At 36.4% G+C, this 18,049-nt stretch carries 26 protein-coding genes; 18 read left to right on the top strand and 8 right to left on the bottom strand.

What is annotated here, in order from left to right:
* Positions 1 to 223 precede the first annotated feature (223 nt).
* The 3 genes from ACIQ7T_RS06870 to ACIQ7T_RS06860 all read left to right on the top strand — a co-directional run bounded on the left by ACIQ7T_RS06870 (position 224) and on the right by ACIQ7T_RS06860 (position 2,038).
* Positions 224 to 661, top strand: a complete 438-nt coding sequence (locus tag ACIQ7T_RS06870) for an Rrf2 family transcriptional regulator (RefSeq protein WP_370078276.1) — start codon at positions 224 to 226, stop codon at positions 659 to 661.
* Positions 662 to 754: 93 nt separating this feature from the next.
* The gene (locus tag ACIQ7T_RS06865) at positions 755 to 1,357 is read left to right on the top strand and encodes a DsbA family oxidoreductase (protein WP_370078109.1); all 603 of its coding nucleotides are present in this window, start codon (positions 755 to 757) and stop codon (positions 1,355 to 1,357) included.
* Positions 1,358 to 1,435: 78 nt separating this feature from the next.
* A complete protein-coding gene (locus ACIQ7T_RS06860; protein WP_370078107.1) occupies positions 1,436 to 2,038 on the top strand; it encodes a nitroreductase family protein in 603 nt (200 codons plus the stop codon).
* A 61-nt stretch (positions 2,039 to 2,099) separates the two neighbouring features.
* Here ACIQ7T_RS06860 and ACIQ7T_RS06855 read toward each other — a convergent pair whose 3' ends face one another.
* A complete protein-coding gene (locus tag ACIQ7T_RS06855; RefSeq protein ID WP_370078105.1) occupies positions 2,100 to 2,924 on the bottom strand; it encodes a GNAT family N-acetyltransferase in 825 nt (274 codons plus the stop codon).
* 138 nt (positions 2,925 to 3,062) lie between these two features.
* Between ACIQ7T_RS06855 and ACIQ7T_RS06850 the strand changes: the two genes are divergently transcribed.
* From ACIQ7T_RS06850 to ACIQ7T_RS06815, 8 genes are all read left to right on the top strand, one after another.
* The gene (locus tag ACIQ7T_RS06850) at positions 3,063 to 3,251 is read left to right on the top strand and encodes a hypothetical protein (protein ID WP_402869312.1); all 189 of its coding nucleotides are present in this window, start codon (positions 3,063 to 3,065) and stop codon (positions 3,249 to 3,251) included.
* A 144-nt stretch (positions 3,252 to 3,395) separates the two neighbouring features.
* Positions 3,396 to 4,253 (top strand): DUF72 domain-containing protein, encoded by an 858-nt coding sequence (locus ACIQ7T_RS06845; RefSeq protein ID WP_402869310.1) that lies wholly within the window; start codon positions 3,396 to 3,398, stop codon positions 4,251 to 4,253.
* Entirely contained in the window at positions 4,253 to 5,074 is an 822-nt protein-coding gene (locus ACIQ7T_RS06840; protein WP_402869308.1) for a sulfite exporter TauE/SafE family protein, read from the top strand. The genes ACIQ7T_RS06845 and ACIQ7T_RS06840 overlap by 1 nt, the downstream gene beginning before the upstream one ends.
* Positions 5,075 to 5,172: 98 nt before the next feature.
* Positions 5,173 to 6,537 (top strand): bifunctional metallophosphatase/5'-nucleotidase, encoded by a 1,365-nt coding sequence (locus tag ACIQ7T_RS06835; RefSeq protein ID WP_402869306.1) that lies wholly within the window; start codon positions 5,173 to 5,175, stop codon positions 6,535 to 6,537.
* A 41-nt stretch (positions 6,538 to 6,578) separates the two neighbouring features.
* Positions 6,579 to 7,688 (top strand): HD-GYP domain-containing protein, encoded by a 1,110-nt coding sequence (locus ACIQ7T_RS06830; protein ID WP_402869304.1) that lies wholly within the window; start codon positions 6,579 to 6,581, stop codon positions 7,686 to 7,688.
* Positions 7,689 to 7,752: 64 nt separating this feature from the next.
* Positions 7,753 to 8,520 (top strand): sporulation protein YunB, encoded by a 768-nt coding sequence (yunB, locus tag ACIQ7T_RS06825; protein WP_402869531.1) that lies wholly within the window; start codon positions 7,753 to 7,755, stop codon positions 8,518 to 8,520.
* 415 nt (positions 8,521 to 8,935) lie between these two features.
* The gene (gene lipA, locus ACIQ7T_RS06820; protein WP_370078095.1) at positions 8,936 to 9,859 is read left to right on the top strand and encodes a lipoyl synthase; all 924 of its coding nucleotides are present in this window, start codon (positions 8,936 to 8,938) and stop codon (positions 9,857 to 9,859) included.
* Between the two features lie 32 nt (positions 9,860 to 9,891).
* Positions 9,892 to 10,245, top strand: coding sequence for a YutD family protein (locus tag ACIQ7T_RS06815; protein WP_370078093.1), 354 nt, complete (start codon positions 9,892 to 9,894; stop codon positions 10,243 to 10,245).
* Between the two features lie 98 nt (positions 10,246 to 10,343).
* Here the strand turns inward: ACIQ7T_RS06815 and ACIQ7T_RS06810 are convergent, their stop codons facing one another.
* The gene (locus ACIQ7T_RS06810; protein WP_402869302.1) at positions 10,344 to 10,553 is read right to left on the bottom strand and encodes a hypothetical protein; all 210 of its coding nucleotides are present in this window, start codon (positions 10,551 to 10,553) and stop codon (positions 10,344 to 10,346) included.
* 122 nt (positions 10,554 to 10,675) lie between these two features.
* Between ACIQ7T_RS06810 and ACIQ7T_RS06805 the strand changes: the two genes are divergently transcribed.
* Entirely contained in the window at positions 10,676 to 11,203 is a 528-nt protein-coding gene (locus ACIQ7T_RS06805; RefSeq protein WP_402869300.1) for a D-glycero-alpha-D-manno-heptose-1,7-bisphosphate 7-phosphatase, read from the top strand.
* Between the two features lie 64 nt (positions 11,204 to 11,267).
* Entirely contained in the window at positions 11,268 to 11,462 is a 195-nt protein-coding gene (locus ACIQ7T_RS06800; protein WP_142510565.1) for a hypothetical protein, read from the top strand.
* 167 nt (positions 11,463 to 11,629) lie between these two features.
* Here the strand turns inward: ACIQ7T_RS06800 and ACIQ7T_RS06795 are convergent, their stop codons facing one another.
* Positions 11,630 to 11,896: a DUF3055 domain-containing protein gene (locus ACIQ7T_RS06795; protein ID WP_068985326.1), complete on the bottom strand. Its 267-nt coding sequence runs from the start codon at positions 11,894 to 11,896 to the stop codon at positions 11,630 to 11,632.
* A gap of 88 nt (positions 11,897 to 11,984) precedes the next feature.
* On the opposite strand from ACIQ7T_RS06795, the gene ACIQ7T_RS06790 reads away from it, so the two are divergent.
* Both ACIQ7T_RS06790 and ACIQ7T_RS06785 read left to right on the top strand, forming a co-directional pair.
* Entirely contained in the window at positions 11,985 to 12,437 is a 453-nt protein-coding gene (locus tag ACIQ7T_RS06790) for a DUF86 domain-containing protein (protein ID WP_402869298.1), read from the top strand.
* Positions 12,434 to 13,189, top strand: coding sequence for a TIGR01457 family HAD-type hydrolase (locus ACIQ7T_RS06785; protein ID WP_402869296.1), 756 nt, complete (start codon positions 12,434 to 12,436; stop codon positions 13,187 to 13,189). Before ACIQ7T_RS06790 ends, ACIQ7T_RS06785 begins: the two co-directional genes overlap by 4 nt.
* Before the next feature lie 118 nt (positions 13,190 to 13,307).
* On the opposite strand, the gene ACIQ7T_RS06780 is transcribed toward ACIQ7T_RS06785, so the two are convergent.
* A complete protein-coding gene (locus ACIQ7T_RS06780) occupies positions 13,308 to 13,544 on the bottom strand; it encodes a YuzB family protein (RefSeq protein ID WP_285398312.1) in 237 nt (78 codons plus the stop codon).
* 342 nt (positions 13,545 to 13,886) lie between these two features.
* On the opposite strand from ACIQ7T_RS06780, the gene ACIQ7T_RS06775 reads away from it, so the two are divergent.
* The gene (locus ACIQ7T_RS06775) at positions 13,887 to 14,951 is read left to right on the top strand and encodes an NAD(P)/FAD-dependent oxidoreductase (protein ID WP_402869294.1); all 1,065 of its coding nucleotides are present in this window, start codon (positions 13,887 to 13,889) and stop codon (positions 14,949 to 14,951) included.
* A gap of 59 nt (positions 14,952 to 15,010) precedes the next feature.
* Here ACIQ7T_RS06775 and ACIQ7T_RS06770 read toward each other — a convergent pair whose 3' ends face one another.
* Positions 15,011 to 15,346, bottom strand: a complete 336-nt coding sequence (locus ACIQ7T_RS06770; protein WP_370078081.1) for a YuzD family protein — start codon at positions 15,344 to 15,346, stop codon at positions 15,011 to 15,013.
* 83 nt (positions 15,347 to 15,429) lie between these two features.
* Here ACIQ7T_RS06770 and ACIQ7T_RS06765 point away from each other — a divergent pair, with 83 nt between their 5' ends.
* Positions 15,430 to 15,666 (top strand): NifU family protein, encoded by a 237-nt coding sequence (locus tag ACIQ7T_RS06765; protein ID WP_010857481.1) that lies wholly within the window; start codon positions 15,430 to 15,432, stop codon positions 15,664 to 15,666.
* A 50-nt stretch (positions 15,667 to 15,716) separates the two neighbouring features.
* Here the strand turns inward: ACIQ7T_RS06765 and ACIQ7T_RS06760 are convergent, their stop codons facing one another.
* Positions 15,717 to 16,409, bottom strand: a complete 693-nt coding sequence (locus tag ACIQ7T_RS06760; protein ID WP_370078079.1) for a DUF2225 domain-containing protein — start codon at positions 16,407 to 16,409, stop codon at positions 15,717 to 15,719.
* Positions 16,410 to 16,838: 429 nt separating this feature from the next.
* On the opposite strand from ACIQ7T_RS06760, the gene ACIQ7T_RS06755 reads away from it, so the two are divergent.
* Positions 16,839 to 17,210 (top strand): HesB/IscA family protein, encoded by a 372-nt coding sequence (locus tag ACIQ7T_RS06755; protein WP_370078077.1) that lies wholly within the window; start codon positions 16,839 to 16,841, stop codon positions 17,208 to 17,210.
* Between the two features lie 143 nt (positions 17,211 to 17,353).
* Here ACIQ7T_RS06755 and ACIQ7T_RS06750 read toward each other — a convergent pair whose 3' ends face one another.
* Positions 17,354 to 17,539 carry a hypothetical protein gene (locus ACIQ7T_RS06750; protein WP_402869291.1) on the bottom strand — a complete coding sequence of 62 codons (186 nt, stop codon included), beginning with the start codon at positions 17,537 to 17,539 and terminating at the stop codon, positions 17,354 to 17,356.
* A 186-nt stretch (positions 17,540 to 17,725) separates the two neighbouring features.
* On the bottom strand, positions 17,726 to 17,968 hold the full coding sequence (locus tag ACIQ7T_RS06745; protein ID WP_402869289.1) for a hypothetical protein: 243 nt from the start codon (positions 17,966 to 17,968) through the stop codon (positions 17,726 to 17,728).
* Between the last annotated feature and the right edge of the window lie 81 nt (positions 17,969 to 18,049).

Below are 18,049 nucleotides of genomic sequence, written 5' to 3'. Positions count from 1 at the left end.
AAAAGTAATTAAGTGTTTGTAACGTGGTAGACCCTCTTATGGAAGGAGGACTAGCATACAGTCGAATTTAGAAGGCATGTAGCAGTATCTTATAAAATAGCATGTTCAAGTATAGACCCAACAGTTTTTGGATCTATATTTTTTTCGCATGTTGTATTTTTTATAAAACAGTTGACTTATTTTTCAGTTGTAACTATAATGGTTACAGCTGGAGGTGATGAAGATTAAAATTAGCAGTCGTTTTACAATCGCTGTTCATATTTTATCAATCATCAAACAAAATCCATCGACCATTTGCACATCGGAATTTATGGCGGAAAGCGTGAATACAAATCCGGTAGTAATTAGGAAAATATTGTCCTATCTTAAAAAGGCAGGTATAGTGCAAGTGCGCCGGGGAACAGGTGGAGCTTTTTTAGTAAAAGATCTGGATACTATCACTTTGCTAGAGGTTTTTCGTTCAGTAGAGGTTGTGGAAGAAGATAAATTATTTCATCTACATGAAAATCCAAATCCTGATTGTCCTATTGGTGCAAATATACAGGCTGTGTTAGAACTAATTTTAGTGCAAGCACAAGAAGCAATGGAGCAAGTATTAGCCAACATTACTATGGAACAAGTGATTACATCTTTAATCCATGAAATTCAACAATCACAATAAATGCATTCTTTTCTTTTCACGGAATGCATATTTATTTGACTTAGTTGTAACTAAAATGGTTACAACTAAAAGAGAAAGGGAGGTTTTTATTGGGTGACTCTTAAAATAAAAGCATATTCGGATTTTATTTGTCCTTTCTGTTTTTTAGGGAAAGGGCCGTTGGATGAAATTGCAAAAGAAAAGGATATAGAGATAGAGTGGATGCCGTTTGAATTAAGACCTAAGCCATATCCAAAAATTGATCCTTGGAAAGAGCCAGCTAAATTAGGTTCGTGGGATTCCTATATTCTCCCTACAGCCAAAAAGCTAGGGATTGATATGCGATTACCACGAGTATCTCCACATCCATATACGAATTTAGCTTTTGAAGGATATCAATTCGCTAAAGTATATGGAAAAGGAAATGAATTTCATCATAGAGTTTTCACAGCATTTTTCCAAGAAGAGCAAAATATTGAGGCTGTAGACGTGTTAACTCAATTAGCAAATGAGGTAGGTCTGCCAAAAGAAGAATTCAAAGAATCCTTGCTTTCAGGTAAATATCGTGAAGCTCATCAAGAAGCTTTAAAGCATGCTTATGAAGAAGCGAATATTACGGCTGTTCCTACACTAATTATTGGTGATGAAATGATCCAAGGATTAGCTAGTAAAGAAAGAATTGCGCAAGTCATTGATCAGCAATTAAAAAATAGGTAATAAAATTTAAACAGTAGCAAATGATGCTGCATGAAAAAGTCTATATATAAAATTGATTAAAATTTGGAGGAACTACAAATGTCAGTAACAACAACTAATTTAAAAGATGCAATTATTAATCGTCGTTCAATCCGTAAAGTGAAAAAGAACGCAGCGATTACAAAGGAAAAAATTGAAGAGCTATTAAAAGTCAGTGTCCATGCGCCATCTTCATTTAATATGCAAAGCGGACGTGTAGTAGTTTTAATGGATAATGAACACGAAAAGTTTTGGGATATTGTTAAAGAAACATTGCGTGCACGTGTTCCAGCAGAAAATTTTGCTGCAACAGAAGAGCGTTTACAAGGCTTTACAGATGGAGTAGGAACAATCTTATTCTTTGAAAATCAAGCAACAATCAAACAAATGCAAGAAAACGCACCTTCTTATAAAGAGCAATTCCCATTCTGGTCACATCAAGGAAATGCTATGCTACAGTACGCAACATGGATGTCTTTAACTACTGAAGGAATTGGTGCATCTATTCAGCACTATAATCCAATTATTGATGAAGAAGTTAAAGAAACTTGGAATATCCCTGCAGAATGGAGCCTAGTAGCTCAAATGCCATTTGGTGAACCAAATGAACAACCAGGAGACAAAACGTCATTACCTTTTGAAGATGTAGTGAAATTTTATTAATTAAATCCATATCTACAAATAAACCCTGTTAAGTGATTTACTTAGCGGGGTTTTAATATTTTTAGTTGAATGAAAATTCGTATCCTACATAGTTAAAAACATTAGTAAACCCTATATTTTCTGCTACAGCGATGGAAGGCTTGTTTGAATCCATACAATCCCAATATGGGGTCGAACCTTGTGCTAAACAATCTTTTACAACGTAGTGAGCTAACTTTTGGGCTAATTTATTTCCTTGGTGAGCTTCTAATGTTTCAATGTCAATACAGTGGACATTTTCAACTACAAAGCCTGAAAAACAAAGACTAATAATGTGATGTTTGTAAACGACACAATATCCAATTCCTTTATTCAAGAAACATTCAGGAGAAGACCAACACGAAAGAATTTTTGAATGTAAAAATTCGGGATTTTTAATTGCGTTATCGTTAAATAGAGCGTTATCTATTTTTAAAACAGTGCATCCTTCTTTAACATCGGGCTCATTATTTGCTATATAGTTATTTTTATGTAGCTTATAGACTCTTTGCTTCCAACTACCAAGTTCGCGATGTTTAAATATTTTTTCTATCGTTTCATTCCACTTTGGATGGTTACCAATACCTTCGAAGTAATGTAACCCCACTTTCTTCGCTTCAGGTACAATTACTCGATCTACAAAATCATTTATTTGATTATTAAATTGGTCATTTTCTTCATTCCCGATAAATAAAAATCCATCATTGTTGCCTAACCAAATAAGTGCTGTACGTGGTGTGTCGATATTATCCACAAATACTCGTCCAGGATTTACTCCCTCTACAACTGCTTGAACTTCTAATTGGCCTTGCTTATTCAACAGCTCTTTACACCTGTGAAATTCATTTTGCTGTAGTTCAGTAATCATTTATATCACTATCCTTTCATGTTCTATTTTCTATATTTTGACTCATCCCCAAAACGTAGGGTTGATTTCCGCTCCGGCTGGGCGCTTTGTTGCTGCCGCTTCGCTTTCGCACAGAGCAGAGCTTCCTGGGGGCGTCCGATGAGCCGCTTCACTCGCGTTGCTCGCTCCAGGGTCTCGGGCCAGCACGATGCTGGTCACGAAGGCGTTATCACAGGACGTGATGGTTTTAGCCTTCGTTCCTCTATTGCTGATCCCCAAGGAGTCGCCCAGCCTCCACTCCAATCCGCTTATTTACAGGACATACGTTTTAATAAATACTTCACTTAACTTTGGACTTTACTTTATCATATAGGTAAATGATGGTAAAATCCATCTTGCTATACGTATTTATTAGCTGTGTTTTTTTACGATACGTTCATATTTCATTAGAAAGTATATGCTATGATAAATGTACATAGAGGAGGGGGTCACATGATTATAGTTGGATTAACTGGTTGGGGTGATCATCCTTCGCTTTATAGTGAAGTGACTGCCTCAAAGGACAAATTATTCGATTATACAGGTCATTTTTTAACGGTCGAAGTTGATACTTCTTTTTATGCCATACCTTCTCAAGAGAATGTTCGAAAGTGGTGTGAGGGTACACCCGAAAATTTTAGTTTTGTTGTGAAGGCCTATCAAGGAATGACAGGTCATTTACGTGGTGACATACCGTTTGAATCGAAGAATGACATGTTTAATGCCTTTATCGAATGTGCCAATGAATTTAAACGTCATGGGAAGCTAGCAATGGTACTAGCACAATTTCCACCGTGGTTTGATTGTCAGACTAAGAATGTACAATATTTATTGTATATTAGGCAACAGCTTAAAGGCTTTGACGTAGCTATTGAGTTTCGTAATCGAACATGGTATGCGGACAATGTCGTGCAGCAAACAATGGATTTTTTACGAGAGCATCAATTCATTCATACCATTTGTGATGAACCACAGGCTGGCGTGGGTTCTGTACCATTTCATCCTACGGTTACTGCAACTAAGGCACTTGTACGTATTCATGGACGTAACATTCATGGGTGGCGTAATACTGGTAATGCCGAAAACTGGCGGAAGGTTCGCTTTTTATATGACTATAATAGTGAAGAATTGCAACAGCTTGGACAGCATTTGAAACATCTTCAATCAGAAGTACAGGATCTGTATGTATTATTTAATAATAATTCAGGGCTTCATGCTGCGAAAAATGCAAAGGAATTACAAGGGATTTTAGCGATTAGAGATGTAGGGTTAGCGCCTAAACAATTAAATATGTTTGAAGGGGAACTATAATGGAATTTTTTGTTTTAGCTATTATTGCATTATTATCTGGGGTAATTGGCTCGTTGGTTGGACTTGGTGGAGGAATTATCTTAGTCCCAGCAACGTTATACGTTGGATTAAATCTAGGGATGATTCCAGATATCACTCCTCAAAAAGTAGTTGGTTTATCGGTTGTCATGATGATTTTCACTGGACTTGCCTCTACATTAAGTTATATGAAATCTAAAACAGTTGATTATAAGAGTGGTTGGATATTTTTTATAGGAAGTATTCCTGGAACGATTCTGGGCGCATGGGTAAATAAGGGGCTAGATGTACCATCATTTAATTTGTATTTTGGTATTTTACTAATCATTTTAGCGACGATATTACTTGTACGTGATCGATTGAAACCTGTAGAATGGTTTGTAAAAAACGGTGTGCAACAGGAATTCAATGATAAAGAAGGAAATACCATTATATATGGGTATCCCATTTGGTTTGCTATTGCATTAACATTTGGCATTGGCTTTGCCTCCGGATTATTTGGTATCGGTGGAGGCTCGATGATCGTACCTGCCATGATTATTTTATTTTTATTCCCACCACACGTTGCAGTGGCAACATCGATGTTCATGGTATTTTTATCGTCGATTGTTAATTCAGCGAGTCATATTTATTTAGGACACGTTCCATGGCTCTATACGATTCCTGTTATTCCAGGAGCTTATATTGGAGCAAAACTAGGGGCAGCATTAAATAAAAGAATTAAATCAGATACGCTTGTAGTAGCGCTTCGAGTTATTTTATTATTATTAGGAATTCGTTCTATTATCGAAGGTTTAATGTAATATTGATTTTTGATGTCTATAGGTCCGAAAAGTAAAGATGACTTTGATAGAAAGTCTTCTACAGACATAGAAGCTATTTTAAAGAAGAGGTGGCTTAATTGCTGGAAAAAATTCATATTTTTCACACGAATGATTTGCACAGTCATTTTAAGTATTGGTCACGGATGCAAACCTATGTGGAAGAAATGCGTACGAAGCTTACAACCATGGGAGAAACATGTTATTTATTTGATGTCGGCGATCATTTAGATCGTTCAAATATTTATACGGAAGCAACAGTCGGTAAGGGCAATGTGAGGTTATTGAATGAAGCGGGCTACGACGTAGTAACAATTGGTAATAATGAAGGTATAACATTGTCCCATGAGGAGCTGTACCATTTGTATGATGAAGCAACTTTTGACGTAGTAGTTGCTAATGTGAATGCCTCTCAAGGATCAAATCCAACGTGGATGAAGCAGTATGTTGTATTAACAACAGCTTATGGCACAAAGGTTGCAGTCATTGCAGCAACGGCTATGTTTGAAATTTATTATAACGAATTAGACTGGGAGATAGATGAGGCACGAAGTACACTCATTCGCTTAGCACTTCAGCTTCGGGAAGAAGTAGATATAATTGTTTGTTTGTCACATTTAGGGATATCAGAGGATGAGCTTTTAGCTGAGGAATGCCCAGAAATAGATGTTATATTTGGCTCACATACACATCACGTTCTCCCTAATGGAAAGCTAATTAATGGCGTTTTATTAACAGGTGGAGGGAAATTTGGACAATATACTGGCCATCTTATGTTAGAATATAATACAAAATCTAGGAAAATTATTGAAAAAAAGGATACGTTAATTCATAATAATGATTTGCCTGCAATTAAGAATGAACATGAAATTGTTCAATCTTTTGAAAAGGAAGGCAAACGATTACTTGATATTCCAGTATTCACTACGGAAAAATCGTACAACAAGGAATGGTTCCATTATTCACAATTATCCGATTTGTTCGCACGTGCGATTTTAGAGAAAAGTGGAGCAGATTGTGCGTTATTTAACGCGGGTATTTTTTTAGATGGTTTGCCTAAGGGAACAGTGACAGCACTAGATTTGCATAGAATTTTCCCACATCCTATAAATGTATGTACGATTGAATTATCAGTTGCTGAAATGAAAGAAATTTTTCAGCAATCTAAAAATGAAGAATGGCCTTATATTGAGCTAAAAGGATTAGGGTTTAGAGGCGTTATTTTTGGGAAGATGTTAACTTATGGCTTTTCAATGAATGAAGATCGGCAATTACTTATCAATGGGAAGCTAGCAGATAATGATCGAATTTATAAATTAGTAACACTAGATTTGTTTACGTTCGGTTATTTTTATCCAAGCTTTAAATATGCTAAGAAAAAATATATTCTACCAGAATTTTTACGAAACATTATGATAGATTATGGTCAAAGATTCTTTAAGTAATAGTAGATAAAATGCTTTTAGAATGGATTGGGGAAAAGGTCATGCGATTAATTTCAATCGATGTATTAAAAGAAGGAATGGTATTAGCAAGAACCATTTGGAATGAGGCGGGGCATCCTCTTTTAAAGAAAGATGTTGTCATTAATGAACGTATCATAAAAAGACTTCAACAATTAAATATGCATTATATATATATTGACGATAAAATTTCTGAGGGGATTGAGGTACAAGAAACAGTTCCAACTGTTATTCGAAACAAAGCAATTTCAACCATTAAAGATTCTTTCCAATCAATCGATGGTTTAAATCCAGTAAATGCCTCTTATGTGCTTGACCAACAATCAAAAGCAATTGTCTCAATTGTAGATGAGTTACTGTTGGCAGTTAGAGGTAATGATGAAATTTTAACAATACTAACAGATGCGTATTTATTTGATGAATATTTATATCAACATTCCTTTCAAGTCACACTTTATTCGATAGCGATTGCTAAAGAGCTTGGATACTCAGCTGAAGATTTACGATTAATTGGAATTGGTGCATTGTTACATGATATAGGGAAGCTTATGGTACCAAAAGATATTCTGACAAAGCCTGCTCGCCTTTCGTATGAGGAATTTGAAACGATGAAGCAGCATGCTCGATATGGTTTTGATTTGTTACGTAATTTACATTCTATCTCATTGATTGTTGCACATTGTGCCTTCCAACATCATGAACGGATTGATGGGAGTGGCTATCCACGGGGCTTAGTTGATTTTGAAATACATCCGTTTGCCAAAATTATTGGTGTAGCAGACGTCTTTGATGCGGTGACTACAAGTCGTGTATATCGTGAAAAAATGCTACCTTCTCAGGGCCTAGCCATTTTAGAAGCAGGTGCTGGAACTATATACGAAGCACGTATTGTGAATGCATTGAAAAGGTCTGTTGTCCATTATCCTAAAGGTGTTATTTTGAAATTATTGGATGGGCGTCGAGGTATTGTATCAAGACAAAATACATTGAATCCAGCTTTACCGTGGATTCGTATTTTTGAGGAACAAAATCAACTATTAGCAGCTACATATGAAATTAATCTAGTGGACTATCCAACCGTAATAATAGAAAGCGTTGAAGTGGACTATATTGTACCATTGAAAATCGAATAAAAATCTCCTCCTGTTCATACGTTAAGGAACAGGAGGAGATTTTTTGTTTTTCCCTCGAAAACGAATGAAATTACGATCATATAGTAATCACGGCACGTATAGAAAAAAGGGGAATCGGTTGAATCGATTAACCTTAGTAATTGTGTTTGTTATTATCGGTGTTTTTTTATTTATTTATTATTTAAATGCGAAGCTTATGCCGACCTATTTAGATTATGCTGAAATACAAACGGCTAAGATTGCATCTTCGGTTGTGAGTAAAGCGATTGATTCTCGTACATCAAGTGTTATGGATGTTAATGATATTCTTGTAGAAGTATCCCCTGGCAACCATGCTGATTTGAAAGTTAATACAGAAACGATTAATCGAGTTCGGACAGAAACGGTCAATCAAGTAAAATTGTATTTAGAGCAGGCAGAGCAAGGGGAGTTGTCGCATTTGCCAAATGTTGATGATGTTGAATATGATTATAACAAGATTAATGAAGGGAATGGGGTAGTTTTTTATATGCCGTTGAGTCAGGCGGCTAATATCCCTTTAATCGGGAATTTAGGACCTAAAATTCCGATACGCTTTCATGTCATTGGCAATGTGCATAGTGAAGTTACTTCTTCAATAGAAGAATTTGGTATAAATAGTGCGTATATGACGGTAGGGATTCATATAGAAGTAAATGTGCAAATTATTGTCCCTTTTGCTAGTAAAACTACTACAGTTACTCAGGATATTCCGGTGGCAATGGGCTTAGTCAGGGGGGCAGTTCCAGATGTTTATTCAAATGGTAGTAAAGAGACACCTTCCATTCAAGTACCTGTCTCTCCTAAAAAGTAGAAATGTTTGCCTTCTTTCGGTGAATGTCTTTTGTACCGAAAGCGTAGCGACAGGTACAGGTTTCCAAACACCCGCTGAAATAGAGGAACTCAGTCTAAGAACGCCACGTCCTGTGGCAACGACTGAGTGATCAACGTCATGTTGTTGCCGCTGACGCTTCGCTTTCGCGCAGATAAAACCCTTTTGCTGACGCTTTGCTTTCGCACAGACAAAAACACGTTGCTGCCGCTAGGTTAGCACTACGCTTTCGTGCAAAAAAGCATTTGCAGGCCTAAGCACAAAGCCGGTTCCGGACGCAATTTTGCCGAGGCAAAATTGATTATGATAGTTGTTGGAGTTCATTTATTATGTTACATTGACAACAGTAAAGATAGTAATATAAAAACTGCACATATTTGATAGGGGCGATATCCGTATGACATCTTGTAAACCTACAAGCAAAGGAAAAGAAGAATATTTAAGAAAACCAGATTGGTTAAAAATTAAATTAAACACAAATGATGAATATAAAGGGCTAAAGAAGCTCATGCGTGAAAAAAATCTGCATACAGTATGTGAGGAAGCACGCTGTCCTAATATTCATGAATGCTGGGGTGAACGACGTACAGCGACAATGATGATCCTTGGATCTGTTTGTACGCGTGCTTGCCGTTTCTGTGCTGTTAAAACAGGCTTACCAAATGAATTAGACCTAGCTGAGCCAGAACGAGTAGCAGATTCTGTAGCTATTATGAACTTGAAGCACGTTGTTATTACAATGGTAGCACGTGATGACTTAAAGGATGGCGGTGCGCAAGTATTAGCTGAAACAGTCCGTGCAATTCGTCGTAAAAGTCCGTTTACATCGATTGAAGTTTTACCGTCTGATTTAGGTGGTTTGCAAGAGAACCTTCAAATGTTAATGGATGCAAAGCCAGATATTTTGAATCATAATATTGAAACAGTGCGTCGCTTAACGCCAAGAGTACGTGCACGTGCAAAGTATGAGCGTTCATTAGATTTTCTTCGTCTGGCAAAAGAAATGCAGCCAGACATCCCTACAAAGTCATCATTAATGATCGGCTTAGGTGAAACACATGAAGAAATTTTAGAAGTTATGGACGATTTACGAGCAAACGACGTAGATATTATGACAATTGGTCAATACTTACAGCCAACGAAAAAGCATTTGCCTGTTAAAAAGTATTATTCTCCAATAGAGTTTGGTAAACTGCGTAAAATCGCAATGGAAAAAGGGTTTAAGCATTGTGAAGCAGGCCCACTTGTACGTAGTAGCTATCATGCTGATGAACAAGTTAACGAAGCAACAAAAGAACGTCAGCTACAAGCAGAACAGTAAAAACAAATGTTGAAATAGAAGGCGGTGTCACTTTGATCAATATTGAAGGATATGAATACGAGATTATTGAAGATTACAAAGAAGCTTTTCAAGAGGAAGTATTCAAGGAACGATACTCAGATATTTTAGCCAGATATGATTATATTGTGGGCGACTGGGGCTATAGTCAATTACGCTTAAAAGGCTTTTTTGACGATAAAAATCAGAAAGCCACTTTCGATACGAAGATTAGTACACTACAAGATTACTTATTTGAGTATTGTAATTTTGGCTGTGCATATTTCGTCTTGCGAAAATCCGGTAAATCTACTCAACAGCCAGAAGCTGTAGTAAATGAAGATCATGAAGTGACAAAGCTTGTTGAGAATGCACAAATAGCAGAATAAACTTTAAAAACCTGATGCAAATTTTGCATCAGGTTTTTACTTTGTAGTGATAGGTTTTTTAAATTTGGTAATAATAAAAGTGAATGCAAAAAATTGTTTTATTTTTGGCTTTTCACCAAAGTTGGGATGACACTGATAAAACATATTCCATTGATATAAGTTGATTGGAGTGGAGGCTGGGCGACTCCTTGGGGATCAGCGATAGAGGAACGAAGGCTAAAACCATCACATCCTGTGATAACGCCTTCGTGACCAACATCGTGTTGGCCCGAGACCCTGGAGCGAGCATCGCGAGTGAAGCGGCTCATCGGACGCCCCCAGGAAAGCGCCCAGCCGGAACGGAAATCAACCTCACGCTATGGAGATGAACCTGTATATTTGGCTATTATACTAACCTACTTATTTTATATTAAAGGTGTGTGTTGTTTAGATGAAAAAAGCTGTATTTTTGGACCGTGATGGGGTCATCAATGAAGTATTAACGGATCGCGTTAAATTTGTCAATAAACCTAAGGATCTCTATTTCTTGCCGCATGTTTCGAAAGCTATAAAAAAATTGAATAAATACTTCGACTATATTTTTGTAGTAACCAATCAAGGTGGCGTTGGATTGGGGTTTATGAAAGAAAAGCAGCTACAAAAAATACATGAGCATATGATAAAAGAATTGAAGAAGGAAGGGGCCATTATTCACGAAGTCGTATATTGCCCCCATAAACCAAAGTCGGGCTGTGCCTGCCGTAAGCCCAATAGTAAATTAATCGTCGATCTTGGTGAAAAATATAATATAGACATGGCAAAATCCTATATGGTGGGAGATACAGATACAGATATTATAGCAGGCAAACGAGCAGGAACTAAGGGAGTATTTTTAGGTGAGAAAGATCCGCTGGCAGATGCGATTTTTCCAGATTTAATTAGTGCTGCTGATTGGATTATTAAAGATGCAACAGCCTAACGCTAGTATTGTTGAATTGGAAAGACAAAGCGTATAAATCATGTGAAAAAGGATAATTTATTTATTGGAGGTGATTAATTTGACTAAAGAAAATAAAAAATCGTTAGATCGAGAAGAATATGGTTTTGGCTTTGATATTAGTGTTGATGACTTAGGAGTAATTGGGCAAAATCAACAAGCCAAAAAACAAAACGACAATGAAAACAAAGACAAGCCTCGCAATAAGGATAATCCTGCTAAATTAAATAATGAAAAATAGGAGCACGATCCGTCGAGGCATCATTGATACTTAAGATATTTACAAAAAAATTCCGCCAACCTTCTGTTGCTCAGTGCGCAAAGTAGAACCCTATGTTCGCAGAAAAGCGGAATTTTTTTGTATTAAATTCTTAATGGCTATACAAAAAACACCCACTTTGAAGGGTGTTAATTTAATAATTCACGTAAATATTCCCGTAGCTCGACCGTATCTTCCTCTGTGCGATTGTATACGTGTTCAAGATAGCCAGGCTCTTCTACATCATCTGGACCAATTATAGCAAAGCGTCCAAATTGAATATCCATGACAAGCACTTTTCCAAAGAAACGGCCCGATTGCAAAATGGCTAAATCATAACGTAACTTATTCCCTGCAAAACTAACAAAGCGTGTTTTCGTATCTTCTACATCATCATATAAAAAAAAACGTTCCATCTTTTAATCTCCTTCCAGTCCTATAGATATGGTACTATAGAAGAGAAATGACTATCAACTTTTAAAGATTTGAATGGGGGCTTTCCTTGTGTATTTTGTAGATCGTAATAAAATCACAAAAAACTTACAGTACTTAGATGGACTATTAGCAATTTTAGAGTCAGAAGATAGCTGGCTAGAAAATGATATTAAGAAATTAGCAATCGGGCGAATTGGTCACAATGTGATGGAGTCAATGATGGATGTAGGAAATTTAATGATTGACGGTTTCATTATGCGTGATCCAGGAAGCTATGAGGATATTATTGATATTTTAATCGATGAAAAAGTCGTATCTACTGAAATGGAAGCACCATTAAAAGCAGTAGTTGGCTTACGTAAAATGCTTGTTCGTGAATTTATAGATGTAGATGTTCAGGAAGTTGTTAATGTGTTAACAACGACTTTACCAGCATTAAAGCAATTCTCTCCAGCTGTGAATAGTTATGTAACAAATGAACTCGGCCCTGTTTCAGCATTTTTACCAGAGGATCGTCAATGAAAACCTACAAGGCATATTGCTTTGATTTAGATGGTACAGTGTATCGTGGAAAGGATGGCATTCCTTCTGCGATTACTTTTATTCATCGGTTACAACAAGCTGGATTTGAGCCATTTTACGTAACAAACAATTCTTCTAAAACAAGAGAGCAATTGCAAGAAGCTTTAAGTGCTATAGGTGTGAATGCACCGTTAGAGCATATTTACTCTAGTGCATTAGTTACAGCAAAATATGTAGCCTTGAATTTCCCGGGCAAAAAAGTAGCCATGTTAGGTTCTGATGGTATTCGTAAAGCGTTATTTAATGAAGGTATTGAACCTACTGAGGATGAGCCAGAGGTATTTGTTATGGGCATTGATCGAAATCTAGATTATATGGCACTCGCTAAGGCGACAGTTGCTGTGCAAAATGGTGCGACGTTTATAGCAACGAATCAAGATATTAAATTCCCTACAGAACATGGTTTTTTACCAGGTAATGGGTCCTTTGCCCGATTAGTAGGTGAGGTTGCAGACGTTGAGCCAATCTATATTGGTAAACCATCACCTGCAATGCTTGAAGTCATTGCAACAGAGCATGGCTTTAAGAAAGATGAAATGGTGATGATTGGCGATAATTACGACACAGATATTATGTGTGGAATTCGTTTTGGCTGTGACACAATCCATGTAAATACGGGTGTTACACCAACAAAGGCTGTACTTGAGAAGGAGCAGCAACCTACCTATGTGGTAGATGCTTTAATTGATTAGTTCAAACATAAAAAAAGGATGTTATGTCGATTTTTTTTGGCATAACATCCTTTTTTTATGTTCAAATTTAGTATTAGTAAGTGTTTCATCATTTTATGAATGAGGTATTATGCCTTCATTACCATAACGGATTTTCTTCGATAAATTGATAAATGGCTTTCGTCAACTCTTCAGGAGAATCAGCCTCAACTAGTTCACCATTGACGATTGCATAAAATGATTCAGAACATTTTGTACAGTAACTAAGGCAGCCGTATTCCAAAACGTCGATGTTCGGATCACGCTCTAGTATTTCATAAGTTTTTTGAGAGCCATTTGCCAAATTACTTATACAAAATTCAACCATTGGATTCATACATGTCACCTCACCAAAGTAATGCTACTAGCTTTTAAAACATTCGTCAATGATTTGAGTTAATCATGAGATAAAAGCAGATACTAAGTGATAAAATTGTGCGCACGCCAATGATTTAAACTATCTTTACAAAAGTGAAGAGAAGAAAACAGTATTTAAGGAAAATTCGAACAATAGCGACAATATGATGTAGAAATCGTTCGAAAAAAGCAAGTTAGCATTTATTTTGTGAAATCTTTCACAAAATTGCATTCTGATATTGTGAAACTTCTCACAATCGGTTATACTCATTTGTGGATACTTTGTGAACAATTAATATAAGAGATATAAAAGGAGACTATTATGGGAAAATTAGTACTTTTAGGTGGCGGCTACGGCAATATGCGTCTTATGCTTCGATTATTACCAAACGTTCCATTAGACACAGAAATCGTGCTAGTAGACAGAGCGCCTTTCCATAGTTTAAAAACAGAATTTTACGCATTAGCAGCAGGGACTGCAACAGATAAAGAAATTCGTGTAAGCTTCCCAGAGCATGAACGTTTATCGGCTGTATACGGAGAAGTTGTTGAAATTAATCGTACGGAAAAAGTAGTCATTCTAGAAAATGGACAACATATTGAATATGATGATTTAGTAATTGGTCTTGGCTGTGAGGATAAATATCATGGTGTACCAGGTGCAGAGGAGTACACATATAGCATTCAGACAATGGCGAAATCACGTTCAACATTCCAAGCACTTTGTGGTTTACCAGCAGGCTCTACAGTCGGAATTGTAGGAGCTGGCTTAAGTGGTATTGAGCTTGCAAGTGAGTTGCGTGAAAGTCGATCAGATTTAAAAATAAAGCTATTCGACCGTGGTCCTCGTATTTTGAAGGACTTTCCAGAAAAGTTAAGTAAATATGTAAAAGACTGGTTTGTAAAACATGATGTCGAAGTCATTGCCAATTCAAATATTACAAAAATTGATCAAGGTAAAATTTACAATCACGAAGAAGAAATTGCACTTGATTCTGTAGTTTGGACTGCTGGTGTACAGCCTGTCAAAATTGTTCGCGATTTAGAAGTTGAGAAAGATAGACAAGGGCGTCCGCTTGTAACACAGTATTTCAATCTTCTTGATGATGAGCATGTATATGTTGTAGGTGACTGTGCTGCTTCAGAACTACCTCCAACTGCGCAGTTAGCAGAGGAGCAAGCAGAACAAATCGTCAAAGTACTTCGCATGCGTTGGAAAGGCGAAAGCTTACCTGAGAAAATGCCTGATATTAAATTAAAAGGGTTCATGGGAGCTCTTGGTAAAAAACAAGGCTTTGTTTATTTAGCAGATACAACAGTAACAGGACGTATTGCACGCTTGATGAAATCAGGATTATTATGGTACTACAAACGTCAAAATGATTAATTTATTATAAAAAGGAATTGTTTCAAAATTTACTTTTGAAACAATTCCTTTTATTTCTTTTAAACGGTTTCGTCAGGAACGAAACCTAAATTTTCAAGTGCAGTAAATACAGGCTTTAATTGTACATAGCCTTCGCCCACTACTTCATCATTTATAAGGACAAGTGGATAAAAAAATTCATCTTCTTGAATGCGTGTAGCATAATCTTGATCGCGCTCATTCTCAATTGGTCCTTCAATATCGATATAGCGAATATCATATCCTTGGTTTGGGTATTTTCGATCTATGGCTGCTTGTAGCCACTCATATGTATCCTTCGAAGATGGCGCATTGACACAACTTGCGCAGATTACCGCTGTTCCGTAAATTTCAATCATTGGTTTCGTTTGATTCATTTCATTTCCACTCCTCGTGATTCTATATTGGATTTTTTCTGTTGCTAACATTATAATCATTATAAGGAAAGGAGTCGAGACAAATGGCAGAAGCAACAATTAACGATCAAGTTCAAGAGGTATTAGATAAATTACGCCCATTCTTACTACGTGACGGTGGAGACTGTGAATTAGTAGATGTAGAAGACGGCATTGTAAAATTACGTTTATTAGGTGCATGTGGTAGTTGCCCAAGTTCAACAATTACACTTAAAGCTGGTATCGAGCGCGCATTATTAGAAGAAGTACCAGGTATTATTGAAGTAGAGCAAGTATTCTAAAACAACTTAAAAAAGTTCTAGCTGATACATTCAGGCTAGAACTTTTTTTCTTAAACATGGCGGGCGTGTTCTTTCTCTTCTCGAATAATAGCCCATTGTTCCTTAGCCATATCAATGATTTTCGCTTCTCCACCAATACTTTGCTTTTCGATGACCTTTGAAAAGAAGCGTGTAGCATTTTCTAAATCACCGATACGTCGTGATAGTTCGGCAATCATATACATAATTCGTATATCTGACATTTGCGTTGAGCTGTAATCCTCAGTTGAATAAGAATCCATATAGTAATCTCGAGCCATTGTCATAAAACGTTGCTCTTGGCCTTTGTTTTTTAGTGAACGATATAGCCATGCAAGACGTAATGTAAGCCCAGCTATAGCGACAAATTTTTCTTTCTTAATCGTACCGCAAAGGAATGCTAATTTATATGCTTGTATTGCTTGGAATACAGTGCGTTCGCCATTAAAATCATGGTGCACCCATTTTTCTGTAATTTGCGTACGAATATCATCTTGCGTGCCAGGGGCAAAATATTTTGAAAAGTCTTCTGTAAATGAAAATCCGCAATGTTCACAAACAAATACATTATAATAAAGGGCATTTACACCGTCTGCATAAATAGGATGAAAATCTGTTTCTGTATGATCTACTTTAATGAATTTAGAGCGTACTTTTAATGTTGGAAATTCTTTTTTGCAATTAAGACATTGAATTTTTTTTTCGTAATAAGGTGAAATCTCCATATTTTATACCTCTTTCATCGACTTATTACAACTATTATACCAATGTAAATTTCATAAACATGAATAAAAAATACTATTAATGTGAAAAATATTAGAATTTTTACTAATAATCAGGTTTGTCACGATCATGTGAGGTTGATTTCCGTTCCAACTGGGCGCGTCCCTGAAAAGTGATCGGGTAAGCCCCGGAAGTGATCGGGTAAGCCCCAGAAGTGATCGGGTAAGCCCCGGAAGTGATCAGGTATCGCGAAAAGTGATCGGGTAAGCCCAAGTAGTCGCCCTGTCGTCCCAAAATCAACTATTTAGCATACGTTTTAACAAATGTTATCCTTAACTATTAATAATGAACCAAAATCCTGTTGGAGCTGAATGTTTGTCATACAATAGTCAAAATTGATATGATAATAAGTAAGAAGGAAGGTGATTGGGATGACAAGTAAGCAAGTAATTGAAGTTACTGAAGCGGCTAGTTTTCATATTAATGAAATGATGGAGCACAATGAAGAGCAAGGTTCGTTTTTACGTGTAGTTGTAAATGGTGGCGGATGCAGTGGCCTATCATACGGTATGCATTTTGATAAAGAGAAAAAAGAAGATGATTTTGAAGATATACAACATGGTTTAACAATTCTTGTTTCCCGTGAAGATGCGCCGATTTTAACGGGGACAAAAATTGACTATAAGCAATCGCTAATGGGCGGAGGCTTCACAATCGACAATCCAAATGCTATCGCATCATGTGGCTGTGGCACGTCTTTCAAAACAGCAAAACGCGAAGGTACGCCTGAGATTTGTGATTAAAAATAAACTATCTAGATGTTTGTAGATACTAAGCCTTTTTGATTTGTATGTTGGAAAACATAGCAAATTGAAGAGGCTTTTTTGTATGGTTTTCTGGAGAAGAAATAACCTAACCACAAGCCTCTAGTTTTGATGGGTGATGGTCATTTCATAATAGTTCCCATGGCTATAGACCAAATTATTAGAACGAATGATAGTGTAAGCCAAAATGTATTCTTCGTTGTCTTTTCATCCTTCTCAATTTTAGTTAAAATGCTGACAAGATTTAAACAAAAAATGATCCCGAGTATAGGCATGAAGTAAACGATAATAAACGCAAAAATAATCAATTTTCTACCTCCACATCATGTATGACTTCTTATTGCGGATAGAATATTCTACACCTCTCAACGTATCGAGATGAACGATTATTCGTCTGTTCATTTCTCAATGGGTGTGAGAGTACTGTACAGAACTAAAATGACAACATTGAGATCCTTACTGTATTGATTAGTAATTTGATTTCTAAAAATAACTTATAAAATTATTTTCTCTCCAAGATTATCTAAATCTCTTTTGCAATTAAAAATAATTAGTATTTTATGTGGTGAGCCTTCTGTAATCCGACCAAAATCAACAACTTGATGAATTTCAATTACATCATTCGTATATTGCTTTTGAGAGTTCCTAACTTCATTAATCTTTTCACTAATACTATCAATAGATTCCCAACGTACAATATTAAGATCGGTCGAGATTTGATATGTTTGAATGTTCAAATTTTTTTACCTCCTTTTATGTGGAATGAATCTATGTTAACAATATATGCCATTTTAGGGGGGTGTATAGATTTGTTATTT

Origin of the sequence: Lysinibacillus sp. NPDC096212, assembly GCF_044763105.1 — a bacterium.
Classification (GTDB): domain Bacteria; phylum Bacillota; class Bacilli; order Bacillales_A; family Planococcaceae; genus Lysinibacillus.
This window is presented reverse-complemented; position numbering and strand designations above follow the sequence as displayed.

Coding starts and splice junctions, on each gene's coding strand:
- lipA (WP_370078095.1), top strand. CDS start 8,936: ATGACATCTTGTAAACCTACAAGCAAAGGAAAAGAAGAATATTTAAGA.
- ACIQ7T_RS06795 (WP_068985326.1), bottom strand. CDS start 11,896: ATGGAACGTTTTTTTTTATATGATGATGTAGAAGATACGAAAACACGC.
- ACIQ7T_RS06760 (WP_370078079.1), bottom strand. CDS start 16,409: ATGGAGATTTCACCTTATTACGAAAAAAAAATTCAATGTCTTAATTGC.
- ACIQ7T_RS06855 (WP_370078105.1), bottom strand. CDS start 2,924: ATGATTACTGAACTACAGCAAAATGAATTTCACAGGTGTAAAGAGCTG.
- ACIQ7T_RS06805 (WP_402869300.1), top strand. CDS start 10,676: ATGAAAAAAGCTGTATTTTTGGACCGTGATGGGGTCATCAATGAAGTA.
- ACIQ7T_RS06785 (WP_402869296.1), top strand. CDS start 12,434: ATGAAAACCTACAAGGCATATTGCTTTGATTTAGATGGTACAGTGTAT.
- ACIQ7T_RS06765 (WP_010857481.1), top strand. CDS start 15,430: ATGGCAGAAGCAACAATTAACGATCAAGTTCAAGAGGTATTAGATAAA.
- ACIQ7T_RS06840 (WP_402869308.1), top strand. CDS start 4,253: ATGGAATTTTTTGTTTTAGCTATTATTGCATTATTATCTGGGGTAATT.
- ACIQ7T_RS06845 (WP_402869310.1), top strand. CDS start 3,396: ATGATTATAGTTGGATTAACTGGTTGGGGTGATCATCCTTCGCTTTAT.
- ACIQ7T_RS06850 (WP_402869312.1), top strand. CDS start 3,063: ATGAGCCGCTTCACTCGCGTTGCTCGCTCCAGGGTCTCGGGCCAGCAC.
- yunB (WP_402869531.1), top strand. CDS start 7,753: ATGAAATTACGATCATATAGTAATCACGGCACGTATAGAAAAAAGGGG.
- ACIQ7T_RS06810 (WP_402869302.1), bottom strand. CDS start 10,553: ATGAGCCGCTTCACTCGCGATGCTCGCTCCAGGGTCTCGGGCCAACAC.
- ACIQ7T_RS06770 (WP_370078081.1), bottom strand. CDS start 15,346: ATGAATCAAACGAAACCAATGATTGAAATTTACGGAACAGCGGTAATC.
- ACIQ7T_RS06860 (WP_370078107.1), top strand. CDS start 1,436: ATGTCAGTAACAACAACTAATTTAAAAGATGCAATTATTAATCGTCGT.
- ACIQ7T_RS06755 (WP_370078077.1), top strand. CDS start 16,839: ATGACAAGTAAGCAAGTAATTGAAGTTACTGAAGCGGCTAGTTTTCAT.
- ACIQ7T_RS06830 (WP_402869304.1), top strand. CDS start 6,579: ATGCGATTAATTTCAATCGATGTATTAAAAGAAGGAATGGTATTAGCA.
- ACIQ7T_RS06780 (WP_285398312.1), bottom strand. CDS start 13,544: ATGAATCCAATGGTTGAATTTTGTATAAGTAATTTGGCAAATGGCTCT.
- ACIQ7T_RS06775 (WP_402869294.1), top strand. CDS start 13,887: ATGGGAAAATTAGTACTTTTAGGTGGCGGCTACGGCAATATGCGTCTT.